The following is a 14,419-nucleotide window of genomic DNA, read 5'->3' as shown; positions in this document are numbered from 1 at the left end:
TTACCTAAAGGTCAAGCCCTTCAATTTTCGTAATTTCCTCTTCCGGTTTCTTAGATGCATCCTTGCCACCAAAGAATTGCTTAGATAGCTCGGTTAACGTTCCATCTTCTCTCATTTCTTGAAGCACTCCATCAACCTTCTCTTTTAATGTGGCCGCATCTTTTGGTAAGACAATGGCTTGATCCGTCGGATGGAATTTAAGATCTGGATGTAAAACTAAATCAAATTCAGGCATTGCTTGCAGTGCTAAGCTTTGTAAATAATAATCGTTGATAATTAAATCGGTTCTTCCATTATCCACATCACGTAAGTAGACATCATTCGTTGCGTTACCGTATGTTACAACTTCTGCACCGAAGTGTTCTGCGATTTGACTAAACACGGTAGTTGCTCCACCACCAGCTCTTTTTCCTTCTAAGTCCTCCAGTTTTTCAATACCGGACAAGTCTTCAGCTCTCACAATCATTGTAGAATAAGAATACTTGTATGGTTCACTAAACGAAAATTTTTCCTGACGTTCTTCCGTCACTTCCATATCATTAATGACCATATCGACTCTTCCGCTACTAACAGCCGCAAGCATCCCATCTACACCAATGGTTTCATACTTAATATCTAGATCTAGACGTTTCCCAATTTCGTTCATAATCTCCACGTCATATCCAGTTAAAACATCAGACCCTTCTGGATAATAAGACGCTGGAAATAATGTACCGGAGGTCGCAACAACCAGTTCACCTGCATCTTCAATTTCCGCCCACTTACTATCTTTTTCATCTGAATTTCCTCCGGAGCCTTCTTCTCCTTCATTTGTTGCTCCGCAAGCTGCTAATAAGAATAGACCCAATAACAATACCCAAACAAAACCCCTTAATTTCATCTCCCTAATCCCACCTATCTAAAATTATTGTTATATATAAAATTCTCCTTAAGAATATAACAGCTAATCGTTAATAATTCAACAGTTCTAGCTTCTGTTTCTATAATTTATCCACTCTGTTTCACTAAAGTTCTTCTTTAATTATAATAATTCTAATCTATTGACTTATCTTTTATAAATGTTATTATTATTTTACCTATTTATTTATAATAATTATAAATAACTCACTTACTTAAACTAGTATTTCAGGAAACTGCAAGTCATTATCATTCTCAATTAGAGGAGGAACCTATATGAATCTACCGCCATCCCTTTCCGATAAAAGCCTTATAACCCATTCATTCAAGCTACCCTCTCCTTTTATTTTATTTCTTAAAAAACACGGGGAGCTTTTAGCGGCCATTATAAGCGGTTTACTTCTTTTATACGTATGGACTAATCAAAACCATATAACCGAATCTACATGGATTGTTATACATGTAGCTGCCTTTCTTATCGGTGGCTACGCAAAAGCCAAAGAAGGCATTCAAGAAACGATAGAGAATCGAACATTAAATGTAGAGATGTTAATGGTACTCGCGGCTATAGGTGCTGCTAGTATTGGCTATTGGACGGAAGGCGCAATTCTTATTTTTATTTTCGCCTTATCTGGGGCACTTGAGACTTATACGTTAAATAAAAATGAACAAGAGCTTTCCAACCTACTTGCGCTACAACCAGAGGAAGCACTTCGAATTAGTCATGACATCGAGGAAATCGTTCCAGTAGCTTCTTTAAAAAAAGGCGATATCATTCTTGTTAAGCCAGGAGAAAGAATGCCAGTAGATGGCACCATTATTCAAGGGGAAACAGCCATTGATGAGAGCGCCATAACTGGGGAGTCGATCCCGGTTGCTAAACAAATAGGAAGTACAGTGTTTGCCGGAACGATAAATGGTTCATCCAGTATTAAAGTAGAGATGACCACATTATCTAGTGAAACTCTGTTCCAAAAGATTATTAATATGGTGCAATCGGCACAGGATCAAAAATCCCCTTCTCAACAAATGATTGAACGCTTTGAAGGGTTGTATGTAAAAATTGTGCTCGTATCCGTGGCTTTAATGATGTTCTTGCCTCACTTTTTTTTAGGTTGGAGCTGGTCTGAAACCATCTATCGCGCGATGGTTCTACTCGTCGTTGCATCTCCATGTGCCGTCGTCGCATCCATTATGCCTGCCACCTTGTCCGCTATTTCGCGAGGAGCGAAGCAAGGTATTTTATTTAAAGGTGGAGTATATGCCGAGCAGCTTGCCAGTATCCAGACTATCGTCTTTGATAAAACCGGTACATTAACGAACGGAAAACCTGTCGTTACAGATACATTCTTTATAGAAAATGACCCTTCTATTTATGCTACCATCGAAGCAATCGAACGACAGTCCAATCATCCGTTAGCAAAAGCCATTGTGGAGGCTAGTCGGACGCATCATCAGCTTAATGTCCCTAACGTCGACTTCATTCAAGATGAAAGCGGGAAAGGGGTAGCGGCTGTTATAGACGGAACACAATGGAAGATCGGGAATGCTAAGCTAGTAGGGGAAGATCATGTAGTAACCTTCCAAAACGGCATGATAAGCCGTTTAGCAGGGGAAGGGAAAACGGTAGTAGTCGTTAGTCGAGATGGCAAAGTGATTGGACTATTCGCTTTACAGGATACAATTAGAAGAAATGCAGCAGATGCGATTGAGATTCTTAAAAAGACCGGGATTCGGACGGTCATGTTAACAGGAGATCAGCCGGAAACTGCAAAAGCTATCGCTAAACACGCCGGAATAGATGAATACGTGGCATCCTGTCTTCCAGATGATAAAGTGTCCCATATTGTGAAGTACCAAAACGTTGCAATGGTCGGAGACGGTATTAACGACGCTCCAGCTCTTGCAACAGCCAATGTTGGAATTGCTATGGGAGAAGGCTCTGATGTTGCATTAGAAACAGCTGATGTCGTTCTCATGAAAAACGACTTAACGAAAATCGCTCAGGCAATTGATTTGTCTAAGAAAATGAATCGCATCATAAAACAGAACCTTATTTTTTCAACAGCCGTCATTTTACTATTAATCGCTAGTAATTTTGCTCAATGGATTGACCTACCCTTTGGAGTTATTGGTCACGAAGGCAGTACCATTTTAGTTATATTAAATGGATTAAGGTTACTATCATCCAAATAGGGACATAAAAAAGCTGATCGAATATCTTTTATCGGTCAGCTTTTTCATGCTTCATATCTCGAAGTAATGCGTTGATTTCTCCACCCATTATGATAATAATCCCAGATAAGTAAAACCATATCATTAAGACAATAACCCCACCTAGGCTCCCATAAGTCGCTGTATAATTTCCAATCGAGCTAACGTAATAGGAAAAGGCCAAAGAAACGAATTGCCAAGCAATGGTTGCAAAAACAGCCCCAACTATTACGTTCTTTATCTTAACCTTTTTATTTGGGGCTATTTTATAAAGCGCTAGAAGGACAATAATGATGACAACAGATGAAATACCCCAACGCAGCGCCTCCCATACTTGAAGGAAACCTTCGGATAAACCAAACATCGAAAATACGTAGACCCCTATTGCTTGCCCGAAAATAGGCAAAAGGAAAGCAACTCCAATCACTACGATCATAAAGACGGTAAGAACAATCGCAATAAGACGAGCTACGATAAAGGATCGGTCTTCTTCCACGTTATATGCATGGTTAAAGGCACGAATGATGGCGTTAATCCCATTAGATGCCGACCATAACGTACCAATAATCCCAATAGACAGTAATCCCCCACTCTTATGCTCAACAAGCTCCTGCAGGTTCGTTTCAATCATATGTACTATGTCGGGTGGCGCGTAGTCCGAAATTACCCCAAGAACATTAATCTTATCAAATGGAAGATAGCCAATTAAGGTGAATAAAAAGATTAAGAATGGAAATAAAGATAGCAAGAAAAAATAGGCGAGTTGAGCTGCCAAGCCAAACACATCATCTTCTAAAAGTCGTCTGATTAATTGGCGTAGGAATGATGTTATGGTATGCAAACCTCTCATCCTCTCTGCTTACGAGTTACTAGAACGATTACTGATATGATTTACCTTTTCCAAAAAATCCTCTACATCCTTAAGCATATCCACTGAATTATCCGTAAAGGTGGAGGCTTTTTGTAAAACACCAGAATAAAAATCTTGTACGTCTTGTAGAGCCTCAGAAGGATGATTTTTATAATAAACACTGTAATCCATCAATGCCTTCCCGTGCTTCATTACTTCTTTTCTCGTTGTTCGATCCAATAGAGATATAGCACCACCTACTACAGCACCAATGAGGATTCCTTTTAACATTTTATTTTGCCCCATGATTATCCCTCTCTTCGTAATTCCTGTTTTATTTGTTCGAGAAGTTCTCGACAGCCTTCACTTATGAGTTTATACGTGTAGTCAAAATCTCCAGTAAAGTATGGATCTGGTACATGTACAACTGTCTTATCAGATATGTAATCCGTTAGTTTTTTGATCACAACACCTTCCGAAACCGGAATGAACTCCTTTAAGTCTTGTATATTTTGATCATCCATCGCAATGATGTAATGGAAGTCATCCTTATCCTGTTCCTTTACTTGGCGTGCAACCATTCCATCAAATGATATGGAGTGCTGGTTTAAGATGCTTTGTGTACCTTGGTGTGGCGGATTACCTTCATGCCAACTTCCAATCCCCGCCGAATCCACCTCTATATCCTGTTCCAAACCTTCAATTTTTATGAAATGGCGAAAAACCGCTTCTGCCATCGGTGACCGACAAATATTCCCCAAACATAGAAATAATACTCGTACCATAGGTAGTACCCCTCCTTATATTACTGAAACTAATTATACATTATTCATCTTTGCATCCATAAGCATTGCTGATCGCGTTAGGAGCGAAGCGGCTTGATCAAATACGACGGCATAAGTTGGCCTCCGCAAGTGACAGAGCTTGTCCCTGTAGGGGAACTGCTGGACGTTCGTATCTAGCCCTCGCGTATCTGGGCTGGAGCTGAAGTGGCCCTACTTCTTAACCAAGTTGTCCACATACATAAATTTTATCATTTCCTAGATGAGCACATTACCCTATTTTTCTGGAAGAGGGCTTGACTTTTCCTTGTTGTTTTCGGAAAATTCTAATTGTACGGACTATTAAAAAGGGGGAGTTTTATGGAAACGTTTATGGAGATCATTGGTAAGATCAGCGGCTATGTGTGGGGAGCACCTCTTCTTATTCTTCTCGTCGGAACCGGATTATACCTTACGATTCGCTTAGGTTTTTTGCAGATTCGAAGCCTACCTTATGCTTTAAAGCTAGCATTTAGTCCCGGAAAGCAAGACAAAAAGTCACAAGGTGACATCAGTCACTATCAAGCGCTCACTACTGCGATGGCCGCTACAATTGGTACAGGTAATATCGCCGGTGTAGCAACAGCTGTTGTGTTAGGGGGACCTGGAGCCGTATTTTGGATGTGGCTAACAGCCCTACTTGGAATGGCTACGAAATATGCCGAAGCTGTTTTAGCGGTTAAATATCGTGTGACCAACAGTCGTGGGGAAATGTCTGGTGGTCCGATGTATTACTTAGAAAAAGGACTGAATGCCAAATGGCTCGGTATTTTATTTGCCATTTTTGGTTCCTTTGCAGCTTTCGGAATCGGAAATATGGTGCAATCCAATACAGTATCTGATGTCCTTGAATCTTCTTTTAGTGTCCCAACATGGATAACAGGGGTTGTTTTAGCTGTATTGGCCGGTGTTGTAATTCTTGGCGGTGTAAAAAGCATTGGACGAGTAACGTCATTCTTTGTTCCAATCATGGCTGCCTTCTACATCTTAGGTGGACTTATCATTATCATTCTTAATTTTGATTTATTACCTACAGCATTTAGTACTATTTTCTCCGATGCCTTTACTGGAAGCGCTATCGGTGGTGGGCTATTAGGTACAGCCATTCGTTATGGGGTAGCCCGTGGAGTGTTCTCCAATGAGGCAGGTCTCGGTTCTGCACCAATTGCTGCTGCCGCTGCAAAAACAGATTACCCAGCGCGACAAGCACTAGTATCGATGACACAGGTGTTTATTGATACGATTCTTGTTTGTACCATCACAGGTGTTACCATCGTTATGGCAGATATGTATGCTGGTGGATTGGAAGGGGCTGCCCTTACAACAGAGTCCTTCTCCTTATTCCTCGGAGATGCAGGTATGTACATTGTAACGATCGGAACCATCTTCTTTGCTTTCTCTACGATTGTCGGCTGGTCTTACTACGGAGAAAAATGTTTCAGTTATCTATTTAGCGATAAATCGATTGCCTACTATCGTGCCGTATTCGTCCTATTTGTCTTAGTAGGTGCAGTTGCAGGTCTTGATGCTGTATGGGGTATTGCGGATATTATGAACGGCTTAATGGCATTCCCGAACTTAATCGGACTACTCGGCCTTTCTGGAGTGGTCGCTGCGGAGACAAAGCGCTTCTTTAAAATTGCAAGAGAAGAACGCGAACAAGAACGAGCGCAGAGTAACGCGAGTTAATATCTTCCTAATAATTTGAAACGGGGTGCAAATTCGCGCCCCGTTTTTTACATGCACCTAAAAATAACGAGCATAAATTTCCGACCATATCAAATAGTAATAAGTAAAATCTCAAAAGAATGTAGGGATAGAATGACAAGCAAACAGACACCAAAACTTAAAAAAGGGGACACTATATACCGCATATGATCTTGATGACTGGAACAGCCATCATTCTAAGTTTACTCGCCTACTTCATTCCGAAACAACTCACTCGATCGGAAATGTACACAACGTCTTTGTTTGCGGTCGTTCTTAACCTAGTCACTGATATCTTCCTAGATCTTAAGTGGAATTTATATGGCTACTTTGATAAAGGAGTGGACTGGGAAAACTTAATTGCCATTCTTGGCATTTACCCTGCCGTTAATATCATCTTTTTAAATTTTTTCCCTGTTGCAAAATCCCTAACTAAAAAGACTTGTTACATCTTCGGTTGGTCCATATTCGGAGTTGTCTATGAGTGGATCGCTTTGCAGACCGAGTTCTTTTACCACAACAATTGGTCTCTGTTATATTCCGCGGTTATTTACCCTATTTTATATCTTTTCCTATATTTTAATTGGAAGATTGTAAGGGAATTTTTCACATAAAAACAAGAGAGGCTCAAGTAAAGTTCCATTTTACTAGAGCCTCTCTTTTCTCAATGCTTTACAATTATGTTTTGTGTATCAGCAATAGAAACCTGAGCTGTTGCTTGCTTGACGTTTTTCTCTAAAGTCTTGCCATGTGGATCCTCCCACTCCCTTTTCTCCGATCTAGCTTCTTGCTTATCCCAGTTTACAGAGACTAGCTCTTCCACATGTGAAGTACTTGCAATGAAAGATACTTTCGATTCTTGCCATCCACTTGCGACTACTTCTTCTGCTGATTGGATATACCAGTTTCCTTGGATGAGATCCATCGGAATTTGAACATGCTGGATATAGGAACGAACCTCCACGTCCAAATTTGCAGGCAAAGATATCGTGATTTGGTAGGTGGACATGCCATCATCAAGCCAATCTTGCATCGGTGCCCGTAACAGTTGCACGTACAGCGTATTCCCTGATTGAGTTATATTCGCATAATCCTCTTTCTCAATCGGTTCATCCATAGTTGTTGATACATATGTTCCAAACAGGTCCAACTGATCTGATGCATTTGCCTCAATTGTCACATCATTACCTGATTCCGATTGAATCACAATTTGTTCGATATCCTCTCCCAAGGCTTTTTCAACTTTTGGTAGAGCAACCTGACTTTCTTTTGCATGAACGAGCTGCGTGAACTGACCAATTAAACCCGAAGAAGATAAGACAAATAAACCAATCGCCAAGACACCGAGAACAGAAATAAATACGATGGAGAGTATGTCATACTTTACAATAGGCTGTTCCTTTTTGGAAAGAAACAGATACACAATCATTTCCATTCCTAGGATGATTAAAATGATGGGTAGCCACGATAAGGACACTACTGATAGATCCCATTTATTCAAGGTTGCTAGAAATAGAACAATTCCTAGACCAATTAGAGCTGCACCCATCGATATAGAACCAACCCGCCATTGTCTCATTCCTTCGCCTCCTTCTTCTGTTCTTTTCTAGAACCCATAATAAGCTTGAAGCCTCCCGCAATGAGTAGAAAACAAACAATTAATCCTTGAAAATAATTGTGATAGAAATAGGATAGGTCCACTTGCATTGCTGCAGAAATTTTGTACAGTAATGTTGGAACTAGGATCGAATCAAAAAGATAAAACGCTCCTAAAAGTAGAAGTCCGATTCCTATCCACTTTTGATGGTTGATAAAATAATCGACAACCGGTACATCCTCTACGACACCTGCTTCTACTCGATTAGCCTGCTGCAAGCAATCAAAGAAGCTAAAGAACCATATAATCGGGATCAGAAATAAAAAGATAGATAGTTGAAGCACATCCAAGATATAGATAGATAACAAAAAGGCAATCATTAGTTGAAGGCCACGCTTCTGTAAACCTAAATACATATGACCTGCACCAGGAAAAATAGCTAAGACAGTGGAAAGCATCCTGCTTTTCTTTCCTTGCTCCCTTAAGCTATTGAAGTCATCTAAAACCGTTTTATCTTCTAATGCTTCCCCATTTTCTTTTTTATTCAATAGCTGAATCGTATCAAACAAGCTATAGATCCAGATGATTGGAAGAGCTAACAAGAACACTATAAATCCGCCTTGATGGGTAACAATGGAAACAAACAGCACCATGGTCCCTATTCCAAAGAATCCTACTAAAAACGTTAGTCCTCTTTGGTTAAGACCTAAATTAAAATGGCCAACACCTGGAATGAACGATAATAGAATCGTTTGGAAACGCTGATTATCCTGTTTTATGTTTTCAAAATCCTTTTCTTGCGCTGTGTTACCTGGACGATACATCAACGTGAAGATGATATCGATGATATTAACAAACCAGATAAACAATGGGACTAATATCAGTGCCTCCGCATCATAATAATTGACGGTCATGTACATAAAAACGAAAGATAAAGAACCAAAAAACGCGATAAGATAAATGAAACCTCTTAATTTTCTTCCCATATAAAAATGTCCTACACCCGGAATAATGCTACATAACAATGCAAGTAATGGTGATTTCTTCATAATCATCTTCCCTCCTCTAACCATTTATCAAGAAACCCGCTTGTTCTATCCATAATCTTATGGGTAAATGGCGTGTCATTTTGCATTTTTGGTCCGTCTGTAATGCTTAAGGCATTTTGAAAGACCCCCGACATTACTAAAATAAGTGTTAAAGAAGCAGCTAATATATAGTGAACTATTGTTTTATTTTTCGTATTGGAGTAGACAGGATTCTTCGAAACGGTTGGATATATGCTTTCCATGATCGTCATCGTTTTATCTGTGAAGGATTCGTTCATCGCGATATCTTTCGCTTCCTGTTCCAAGCATTCCAGATAGTGAGCCATACAATCATCGCAGTTGTACAAATGCTCTTCCACAACTACCCGAACATCTCCTGATAAAGTATCCGAAATATACGCAACCATTTCATCTTGTTTTACGTGTTCCATGAAAAATCCTCCTCCTTCCAATTCGTTTTCATCCACTTTCGTGCTCGGTAAAGCCTCATTTTTACAGTTGATTCCTCAATGCTTAGTTTTTTAGAGATTTCCTGATAAGATAGATCCTCTATGTAGTAATACCAAACCGCCAGCCTTAAAGTTTCTGGCAATTCTCCGATGGCATCCCGGACTCTCCTCCGAATAAAGTGATCGACGACCTGATCTTCTGTACTACCCATCGTTGGAATTGCAAATTCCTTTTCAGAATATATAAGATCCTCTTTTGCCCGTTGCTTTTTACGCTTGTAATCAATGGCTTTGTTTAGAGCTATCTTCCCTAACCATGTCTTGAAACCTTGGAATTGATAGGTGGGGAGAGCATCCATCAATTTAATAAAAGTCTCTTGAGCGATGTCCTCCGCTTCCTGAGGATCACGTAATACACTGTACGTAATGTTAAAGACATGCTGCCTGTATGTTTCAATGAGGACTCGCATTGCCTGTTGGTTACCAGCTAAAATTTTCTTTATGAGTCGCTCCTCATGAATGATCCTCTCCCCCCTTTCCTTTTGCTTCCGTAGTAATAGACGAGAAAAAGTTTGAGAAGGGCTACATACTTTCTTAAATTTTTTCATAAAAAAACGCCTAGTCTCGTCCCAACATTTGTCGAATTCGACAAATGTTGGGGCGTGACAGGCACTATATCAATGGTTCAATACACGCTTCTCCTTCATTCCTAGCAGCGTTCACATAGGGACTCACATTGTATGCCTCTAGGTCCTCCATGCCTACCTGAGCTAGAAAATGACTGGCCTCTTGCAGAGTCCACTTCTTCGGCTCTAGCCATTCCGCTTCCTTTTCCTTCGGGAGGATGACTGGCATACGGTCATGTATGTCTTTCATAAAGTCATTTGCATCTTGCGTTAGAATCGTACAAGTGAAAAGCTCCTCCTCATCATTAGTCCACTTATCCCAGAGACCAGCAAAAGCGAACAGTTTTCTATTTTTAGGAGCAATTCGCTTCGGTTGCTTTCCCTTTTCATCCCGCTTCCATTCATAAAAGCTATCCGCGATGATTAAGCAGCGCTTGCTCGACAATAATTGTTTAAAACTCGGTTTTTGATGAGCAGATTCACTTCGTGCGTTTATCATTTTATAACCAATCTTAGGATCCTTTGCCCATCCTGGTACGAGACCCCACTTAAGATAGCCTGCTCGTCTTTTATTCCCATCATGAATAATCGCCAAAACTCGCTGCCCTGGTGCAATATTATACCTAGGTTCAAACTCTTCAAAAAGCTGATCCAATTCAAACTGATCAAATAATTCCTCTTTACTTGCGTGAAGGGTAAACCGTCCACACATCCTTACACCTCCTATAAAACTTATTGGTTTGGTAGGATTGCCGCTTCGATCGTATGCTGAATTTGTACTGCAAGTTCGCTATTTTTCAAACCTTGGTACTGTTCCGGCGTTATAGGATTACATATCGTTAACTGAATATGTGTTCCTTGAAGCTTGCCGTTTTTCTCTTCCATCATTTTATACGTTCCATTAATGGCGACCGGCACAATGGGAACACCAGACTTCGTCCCGAGACGTAAACTACCCGGTTTAAATTCATGGACCTTCGAACTGCGACTTCTTGTCCCTTCAGGAAAAATCACCATGGAATGACCTGCCTTTAAATTGTCAATTCCGTCATTGATGACTTGAACAGCACCCCGGCGGTCCTTACGATTCAGAAACACACAATGTATTCTTATCATCCAGTTCGGGATAACTGGAATTTTTTTAATTTCTTCTTTTGCTATAAAGCCAATAGGTTTGCCTAAATATCCTAGCAAAACAGGGATATCAAATAAACCTTGATGATTGGCTACAAATAAAGCCGGCCCTTCTGGCAAATGTTCTTTTCCAACAACTTCAATCGTAGAACCGGTTTTTTTAAAAACTTTTTGAGATACGGTTTTCGGAGTTTCAAATACAAAAACATCTCGTTTTTCAGAGGGAACAGATTCCGCCCTTTTATCAATTCTTAATAACTTCGGTACACTTCGCATAATGCAAAAGGCCGCATATACATAAATCCATAAACTACGCACCTTCGTCTCCCCTTTTTTCTCTTTTTATCATTATACCATGCTGCCGCTTTTGAAAAGAAAAAACACTCCACGTTTGTTGCCGCAGAGTGTTAGAGCCCTAATCTATTTCGAATTTTTCCTGAATATCGTTTGAAAGCAGTGGAACTATTTAGCTTTCGCTTCTCCATCAACATATCATAGTGCATTTCTTTTTCAGACAATCTTTTTTTGTGTTCCGCAAGCTGGTCCGGATCTTCACAGCAACGGATGAGCTCCCGCAATTGGACAAGCTCTTTATTTAATTTAACCTCTTCTGGTAAATAACCGGAGTTTTTCATCATTAAATAACTAGTTCGCATATCCTCTGGAATCGAAGATAAATCTTCTAGCTTTAGCGGCTTACCTTTCCCTTCCAAATTATCAAGCTTTCCTTCGGATATGGCTTTTTTAATCTTTTCTTCTGCCATCAACGTTACAAAATCCATAAGTCCAGCCCCTTTCGTATGCTTTCTTTCATTATAACAAGAAATCATCATCGAAAGCTTAAGCAAATACTTCCTAATAGGAGTGATCACGCCTAAAGAGAGGAACTACTCCCTATTTGATATACGTTTTTATTTATACGAACCTTTTCCTTGTCATGAAGAACGTTTTTCTCCCATATTCATAGTATATGTAAATCACTTTCGTTATAAAGGTTGAGATGTTAAAATGGGCACGAAAAATCAAAGGGAAGGATGATAGGAATGCACGTAGGAAGTAAAGGTTGGTATGTGGAAGAATTAAAAAGTCTAGGTGTACGAACTCACGAAGGGCGTTATATTGAGAAATACAAGGCTCACGTACTTGCAAACCTATTAGACGAAAAGAAAAATTAATTCAACTTGAAGCAGTAGTCCAAGCTACTGCTTTTTTATTGCTTAGCAGGAAATTATAAAATTAGCTATGTGTGGATAACATGTATCAACAGCCACGTCCAGCTCCAGTTCAGTTTTGCAGGCTAGATAAGAACGTCTTACAGTTCTCCTATAACTCACTTATAGACCCTACTCAGCGGTGAGACCTCGATAAACCCGCTTCGCTTCCTAATGCTTCTATTCTAGTTCTTTCGATATAATTTTACACTTTCCAACATTTACTACCTCCTCACCCCCATAAATATATTCCATTTTGAGAAATGCTATGAATAGGAAAAATGTTCATCATTGGAGGAGCGCTTGTGATGTTTGCAAATGCAGAAATTGGAATAGATCTTGGCACAGCCAATATACTTGTTTATACGAAAGCTAAGGGAATTGTCTTAAATGAACCCTCTGTCGTAGCGATTGATACGAAAACGAAAAGCGTTGTCGCAGTAGGTACGGAAGCAAAGGAAATGGTTGGAAAGACACCACGGAATATTATACCGATTCGTCCGCTTAAGGATGGAGTGATCGCTGACTATGATATAACAGCTCAAATGCTTAGAGAAATTTTAAAGAAAGTTAGTAAGAAAGTCGGTGTATCCATGCGCAAACCGACTGTTGTTGTTTGTACACCGTCCGGCAGTACAACCGTTGAAAGAAGAGCTATACATAACGCGGTTAAAAGCTATGGAGCAAAAGAAGTACACCTCATTGAAGAACCGGTTGCTGCTGCCATTGGAGCAGATTTACCAGTGGACGAGCCTGTCGCCAATGTGATTGTTGATATCGGAGGCGGAACGAGCGAGGTTGGGATTATTTCCTTCGGCGGTGTTGTATCCTGCCGATCAGTAAGAACAGGTGGAGACAAAATGGATGAAGAGATTATTCAATACATCCGTAAACATTACAATATTTTAATTGGAGAAAGAACAGCCGAAAACCTCAAGATGGAAATCGGTTATGCTTTAATTGATCACAAAGAAGAATCCATGGATGTTCGTGGTAGAGACTTAGTGACAGGTTTACCCAAAACGATAACGGTCACTTCTACACAAGTACAGGAAGCCATTAAAGAATCCTTGGAATCTATCCTAGAAACCATCCATGCCACACTAGAAAACTGTCCACCAGAATTAAGTGGAGACATCGTAGATCACGGAGTGACCATAACTGGTGGCGGTGCTTTATTGAAAGGCATGCAGCAATGGTTAGCAGAAGAATTACACGTACCTGTTCACATTGCCCCACAACCACTAGAGTCTGTGGCTATTGGAACTGGTCGCGCTATCAAAATGATTAACAAATTGCAAAAAGCCGCGAAATAAGAGAAGGAGCCTGCTAGGGCTCCTTTCTTTTAATTAATCGTTTGATTAAATTATTTTGTGATATTTAATACAACTGTTTCTCCATGTTTAGCTTCTTGATCTGTATAGCTTTCTATGTTGGAAACTTCATTCGTAATCACAATGGGAGTAATAGTGGATGAGGCTTTCTCAGAAATGATATCCAGGTCAACTGTAATTAACGGGTCCCCTGATGAAACCTTGTCTCCTTGACTTACGTGTGCTTCAAAGCCTTCCCCATTTAAAGATACGGTTTCTAATCCGATATGAATGAGGTATTCGACTCCTGCTTTCGATTCAATTCCGACCGCATGCTTCGTCGGAAATACTTGCAGGATTTTCCCATCTACCGGAGAAACGATTTTTCCCTCACTTGGAATAATCGCCACTCCATCGCCCATCATTTTTTCCGAAAATGTAGGGTCTGGAACTTCTGATAATGGTACAACCTTCCCAGATACAGGTGCCACTACTTTTTCCTCTTTAGGAGCATCATTTTTACCAAATAGTTTTTTAAACATAGGTTAGCC

The 14,419-nt window shown here is 40.1% G+C and carries 17 protein-coding genes; 5 read left to right on the top strand and 12 right to left on the bottom strand.

What is annotated here, in order from left to right:
* Nucleotides 1–4: 4 nt before the first annotated feature.
* On the bottom strand, nucleotides 5–880 hold the full coding sequence (locus tag KO561_RS03345; RefSeq protein ID WP_231095739.1) for a transporter substrate-binding domain-containing protein: 876 nt from the start codon (nucleotides 878–880) through the stop codon (nucleotides 5–7).
* Between the two features lie 293 nt (nucleotides 881–1,173).
* Here KO561_RS03345 and KO561_RS03340 point away from each other — a divergent pair, with 293 nt between their 5' ends.
* A complete protein-coding gene (locus tag KO561_RS03340) occupies nucleotides 1,174–3,093 on the top strand; it encodes a heavy metal translocating P-type ATPase (RefSeq protein ID WP_231095738.1) in 1,920 nt (639 codons plus the stop codon).
* 28 nt (nucleotides 3,094–3,121) lie between these two features.
* Here the strand turns inward: KO561_RS03340 and KO561_RS03335 are convergent, their stop codons facing one another.
* Genes KO561_RS03335 through KO561_RS03325 form a run of 3 tightly spaced genes read right to left on the bottom strand, consistent with a single transcriptional unit; the run spans nucleotide 3,122 to nucleotide 4,746 of the window.
* On the bottom strand, nucleotides 3,122–3,961 hold the full coding sequence (locus tag KO561_RS03335) for a YihY/virulence factor BrkB family protein (protein ID WP_408004839.1): 840 nt from the start codon (nucleotides 3,959–3,961) through the stop codon (nucleotides 3,122–3,124).
* A gap of 9 nt (nucleotides 3,962–3,970) precedes the next feature.
* On the bottom strand, nucleotides 3,971–4,267 hold the full coding sequence (locus KO561_RS03330; RefSeq protein WP_231095736.1) for a YtxH domain-containing protein: 297 nt from the start codon (nucleotides 4,265–4,267) through the stop codon (nucleotides 3,971–3,973).
* Between the two features lie 2 nt (nucleotides 4,268–4,269).
* Nucleotides 4,270–4,746 carry a low molecular weight protein-tyrosine-phosphatase gene (locus tag KO561_RS03325; protein WP_231095735.1) on the bottom strand — a complete coding sequence of 159 codons (477 nt, stop codon included), beginning with the start codon at nucleotides 4,744–4,746 and terminating at the stop codon, nucleotides 4,270–4,272.
* A 357-nt stretch (nucleotides 4,747–5,103) separates the two neighbouring features.
* Between KO561_RS03325 and KO561_RS03320 the strand changes: the two genes are divergently transcribed.
* A complete protein-coding gene (locus tag KO561_RS03320) occupies nucleotides 5,104–6,471 on the top strand; it encodes an alanine/glycine:cation symporter family protein (protein ID WP_231095734.1) in 1,368 nt (455 codons plus the stop codon).
* 194 nt (nucleotides 6,472–6,665) lie between these two features.
* Nucleotides 6,666–7,103 carry a CBO0543 family protein gene (locus KO561_RS03315; RefSeq protein ID WP_231095733.1) on the top strand — a complete coding sequence of 146 codons (438 nt, stop codon included), beginning with the start codon at nucleotides 6,666–6,668 and terminating at the stop codon, nucleotides 7,101–7,103.
* Between the two features lie 50 nt (nucleotides 7,104–7,153).
* Here the strand turns inward: KO561_RS03315 and KO561_RS03310 are convergent, their stop codons facing one another.
* The 7 genes from KO561_RS03310 to KO561_RS03280 all read right to left on the bottom strand — a co-directional run bounded on the left by KO561_RS03310 (nucleotide 7,154) and on the right by KO561_RS03280 (nucleotide 12,126).
* Nucleotides 7,154–8,068, bottom strand: coding sequence for a hypothetical protein (locus tag KO561_RS03310; protein ID WP_231095732.1), 915 nt, complete (start codon nucleotides 8,066–8,068; stop codon nucleotides 7,154–7,156).
* A complete protein-coding gene (locus KO561_RS03305) occupies nucleotides 8,065–9,135 on the bottom strand; it encodes an NINE protein (RefSeq protein WP_231095731.1) in 1,071 nt (356 codons plus the stop codon). The genes KO561_RS03310 and KO561_RS03305 overlap by 4 nt, the downstream gene beginning before the upstream one ends.
* A 2-nt stretch (nucleotides 9,136–9,137) precedes the next feature.
* Nucleotides 9,138–9,566, bottom strand: a complete 429-nt coding sequence (locus KO561_RS03300; RefSeq protein WP_231095730.1) for an anti-sigma factor — start codon at nucleotides 9,564–9,566, stop codon at nucleotides 9,138–9,140.
* A complete protein-coding gene (locus KO561_RS03295) occupies nucleotides 9,554–10,192 on the bottom strand; it encodes an RNA polymerase sigma factor (RefSeq protein ID WP_231095729.1) in 639 nt (212 codons plus the stop codon). Before KO561_RS03295 ends, KO561_RS03300 begins: the two co-directional genes overlap by 13 nt.
* A 64-nt stretch (nucleotides 10,193–10,256) precedes the next feature.
* Complete coding sequence (locus KO561_RS03290; protein WP_231095728.1) at nucleotides 10,257–10,922, bottom strand: SOS response-associated peptidase; 666 nt, start codon at nucleotides 10,920–10,922, stop codon at nucleotides 10,257–10,259.
* Between the two features lie 20 nt (nucleotides 10,923–10,942).
* On the bottom strand, nucleotides 10,943–11,662 hold the full coding sequence (locus KO561_RS03285; RefSeq protein ID WP_231095727.1) for a lysophospholipid acyltransferase family protein: 720 nt from the start codon (nucleotides 11,660–11,662) through the stop codon (nucleotides 10,943–10,945).
* A gap of 89 nt (nucleotides 11,663–11,751) precedes the next feature.
* A complete protein-coding gene (locus KO561_RS03280; RefSeq protein ID WP_231095726.1) occupies nucleotides 11,752–12,126 on the bottom strand; it encodes a DnaJ family domain-containing protein in 375 nt (124 codons plus the stop codon).
* A 261-nt stretch (nucleotides 12,127–12,387) separates the two neighbouring features.
* Between KO561_RS03280 and KO561_RS03275 the strand changes: the two genes are divergently transcribed.
* Together KO561_RS03275 and mreBH are read left to right on the top strand one after the other, a co-directional pair.
* On the top strand, nucleotides 12,388–12,519 hold the full coding sequence (locus tag KO561_RS03275; RefSeq protein WP_231095725.1) for a YflJ family protein: 132 nt from the start codon (nucleotides 12,388–12,390) through the stop codon (nucleotides 12,517–12,519).
* Between the two features lie 344 nt (nucleotides 12,520–12,863).
* The gene (mreBH, locus tag KO561_RS03270) at nucleotides 12,864–13,871 is read left to right on the top strand and encodes a rod-share determining protein MreBH (RefSeq protein WP_231097034.1); all 1,008 of its coding nucleotides are present in this window, start codon (nucleotides 12,864–12,866) and stop codon (nucleotides 13,869–13,871) included.
* 50 nt (nucleotides 13,872–13,921) lie between these two features.
* On the opposite strand, the gene KO561_RS03265 is transcribed toward mreBH, so the two are convergent.
* The gene (locus KO561_RS03265) at nucleotides 13,922–14,410 is read right to left on the bottom strand and encodes a PTS sugar transporter subunit IIA (RefSeq protein WP_231095724.1); all 489 of its coding nucleotides are present in this window, start codon (nucleotides 14,408–14,410) and stop codon (nucleotides 13,922–13,924) included.
* Nucleotides 14,411–14,419 lie beyond the last annotated feature (9 nt).

Source organism: Radiobacillus kanasensis, assembly GCF_021049245.1.
Taxonomy (GTDB): Bacteria; Bacillota; Bacilli; order Bacillales; family Amphibacillaceae; genus Radiobacillus; species Radiobacillus kanasensis.
Note: the sequence above shows the minus strand (reverse complement) of the source record. Positions and strands in the feature narration are given on the sequence as shown.

Coding starts and splice junctions, on each gene's coding strand:
- mreBH (WP_231097034.1), top strand. CDS start 12,864: ATGTTTGCAAATGCAGAAATTGGAATAGATCTTGGCACAGCCAATATA.
- KO561_RS03340 (WP_231095738.1), top strand. CDS start 1,174: ATGAATCTACCGCCATCCCTTTCCGATAAAAGCCTTATAACCCATTCA.
- KO561_RS03275 (WP_231095725.1), top strand. CDS start 12,388: ATGCACGTAGGAAGTAAAGGTTGGTATGTGGAAGAATTAAAAAGTCTA.
- KO561_RS03305 (WP_231095731.1), bottom strand. CDS start 9,135: ATGAAGAAATCACCATTACTTGCATTGTTATGTAGCATTATTCCGGGT.
- KO561_RS03280 (WP_231095726.1), bottom strand. CDS start 12,126: ATGGATTTTGTAACGTTGATGGCAGAAGAAAAGATTAAAAAAGCCATA.
- KO561_RS03320 (WP_231095734.1), top strand. CDS start 5,104: ATGGAAACGTTTATGGAGATCATTGGTAAGATCAGCGGCTATGTGTGG.
- KO561_RS03265 (WP_231095724.1), bottom strand. CDS start 14,410: ATGTTTAAAAAACTATTTGGTAAAAATGATGCTCCTAAAGAGGAAAAA.
- KO561_RS03295 (WP_231095729.1), bottom strand. CDS start 10,192: ATGAAAAAATTTAAGAAAGTATGTAGCCCTTCTCAAACTTTTTCTCGT.
- KO561_RS03345 (WP_231095739.1), bottom strand. CDS start 880: ATGAAATTAAGGGGTTTTGTTTGGGTATTGTTATTGGGTCTATTCTTA.
- KO561_RS03325 (WP_231095735.1), bottom strand. CDS start 4,746: ATGGTACGAGTATTATTTCTATGTTTGGGGAATATTTGTCGGTCACCG.
- KO561_RS03290 (WP_231095728.1), bottom strand. CDS start 10,922: ATGTGTGGACGGTTTACCCTTCACGCAAGTAAAGAGGAATTATTTGAT.
- KO561_RS03335 (WP_408004839.1), bottom strand. CDS start 3,961: ATGAGAGGTTTGCATACCATAACATCATTCCTACGCCAATTAATCAGA.
- KO561_RS03315 (WP_231095733.1), top strand. CDS start 6,666: ATGACTGGAACAGCCATCATTCTAAGTTTACTCGCCTACTTCATTCCG.
- KO561_RS03300 (WP_231095730.1), bottom strand. CDS start 9,566: ATGGAACACGTAAAACAAGATGAAATGGTTGCGTATATTTCGGATACT.
- KO561_RS03330 (WP_231095736.1), bottom strand. CDS start 4,267: ATGGGGCAAAATAAAATGTTAAAAGGAATCCTCATTGGTGCTGTAGTA.
- KO561_RS03310 (WP_231095732.1), bottom strand. CDS start 8,068: ATGAGACAATGGCGGGTTGGTTCTATATCGATGGGTGCAGCTCTAATT.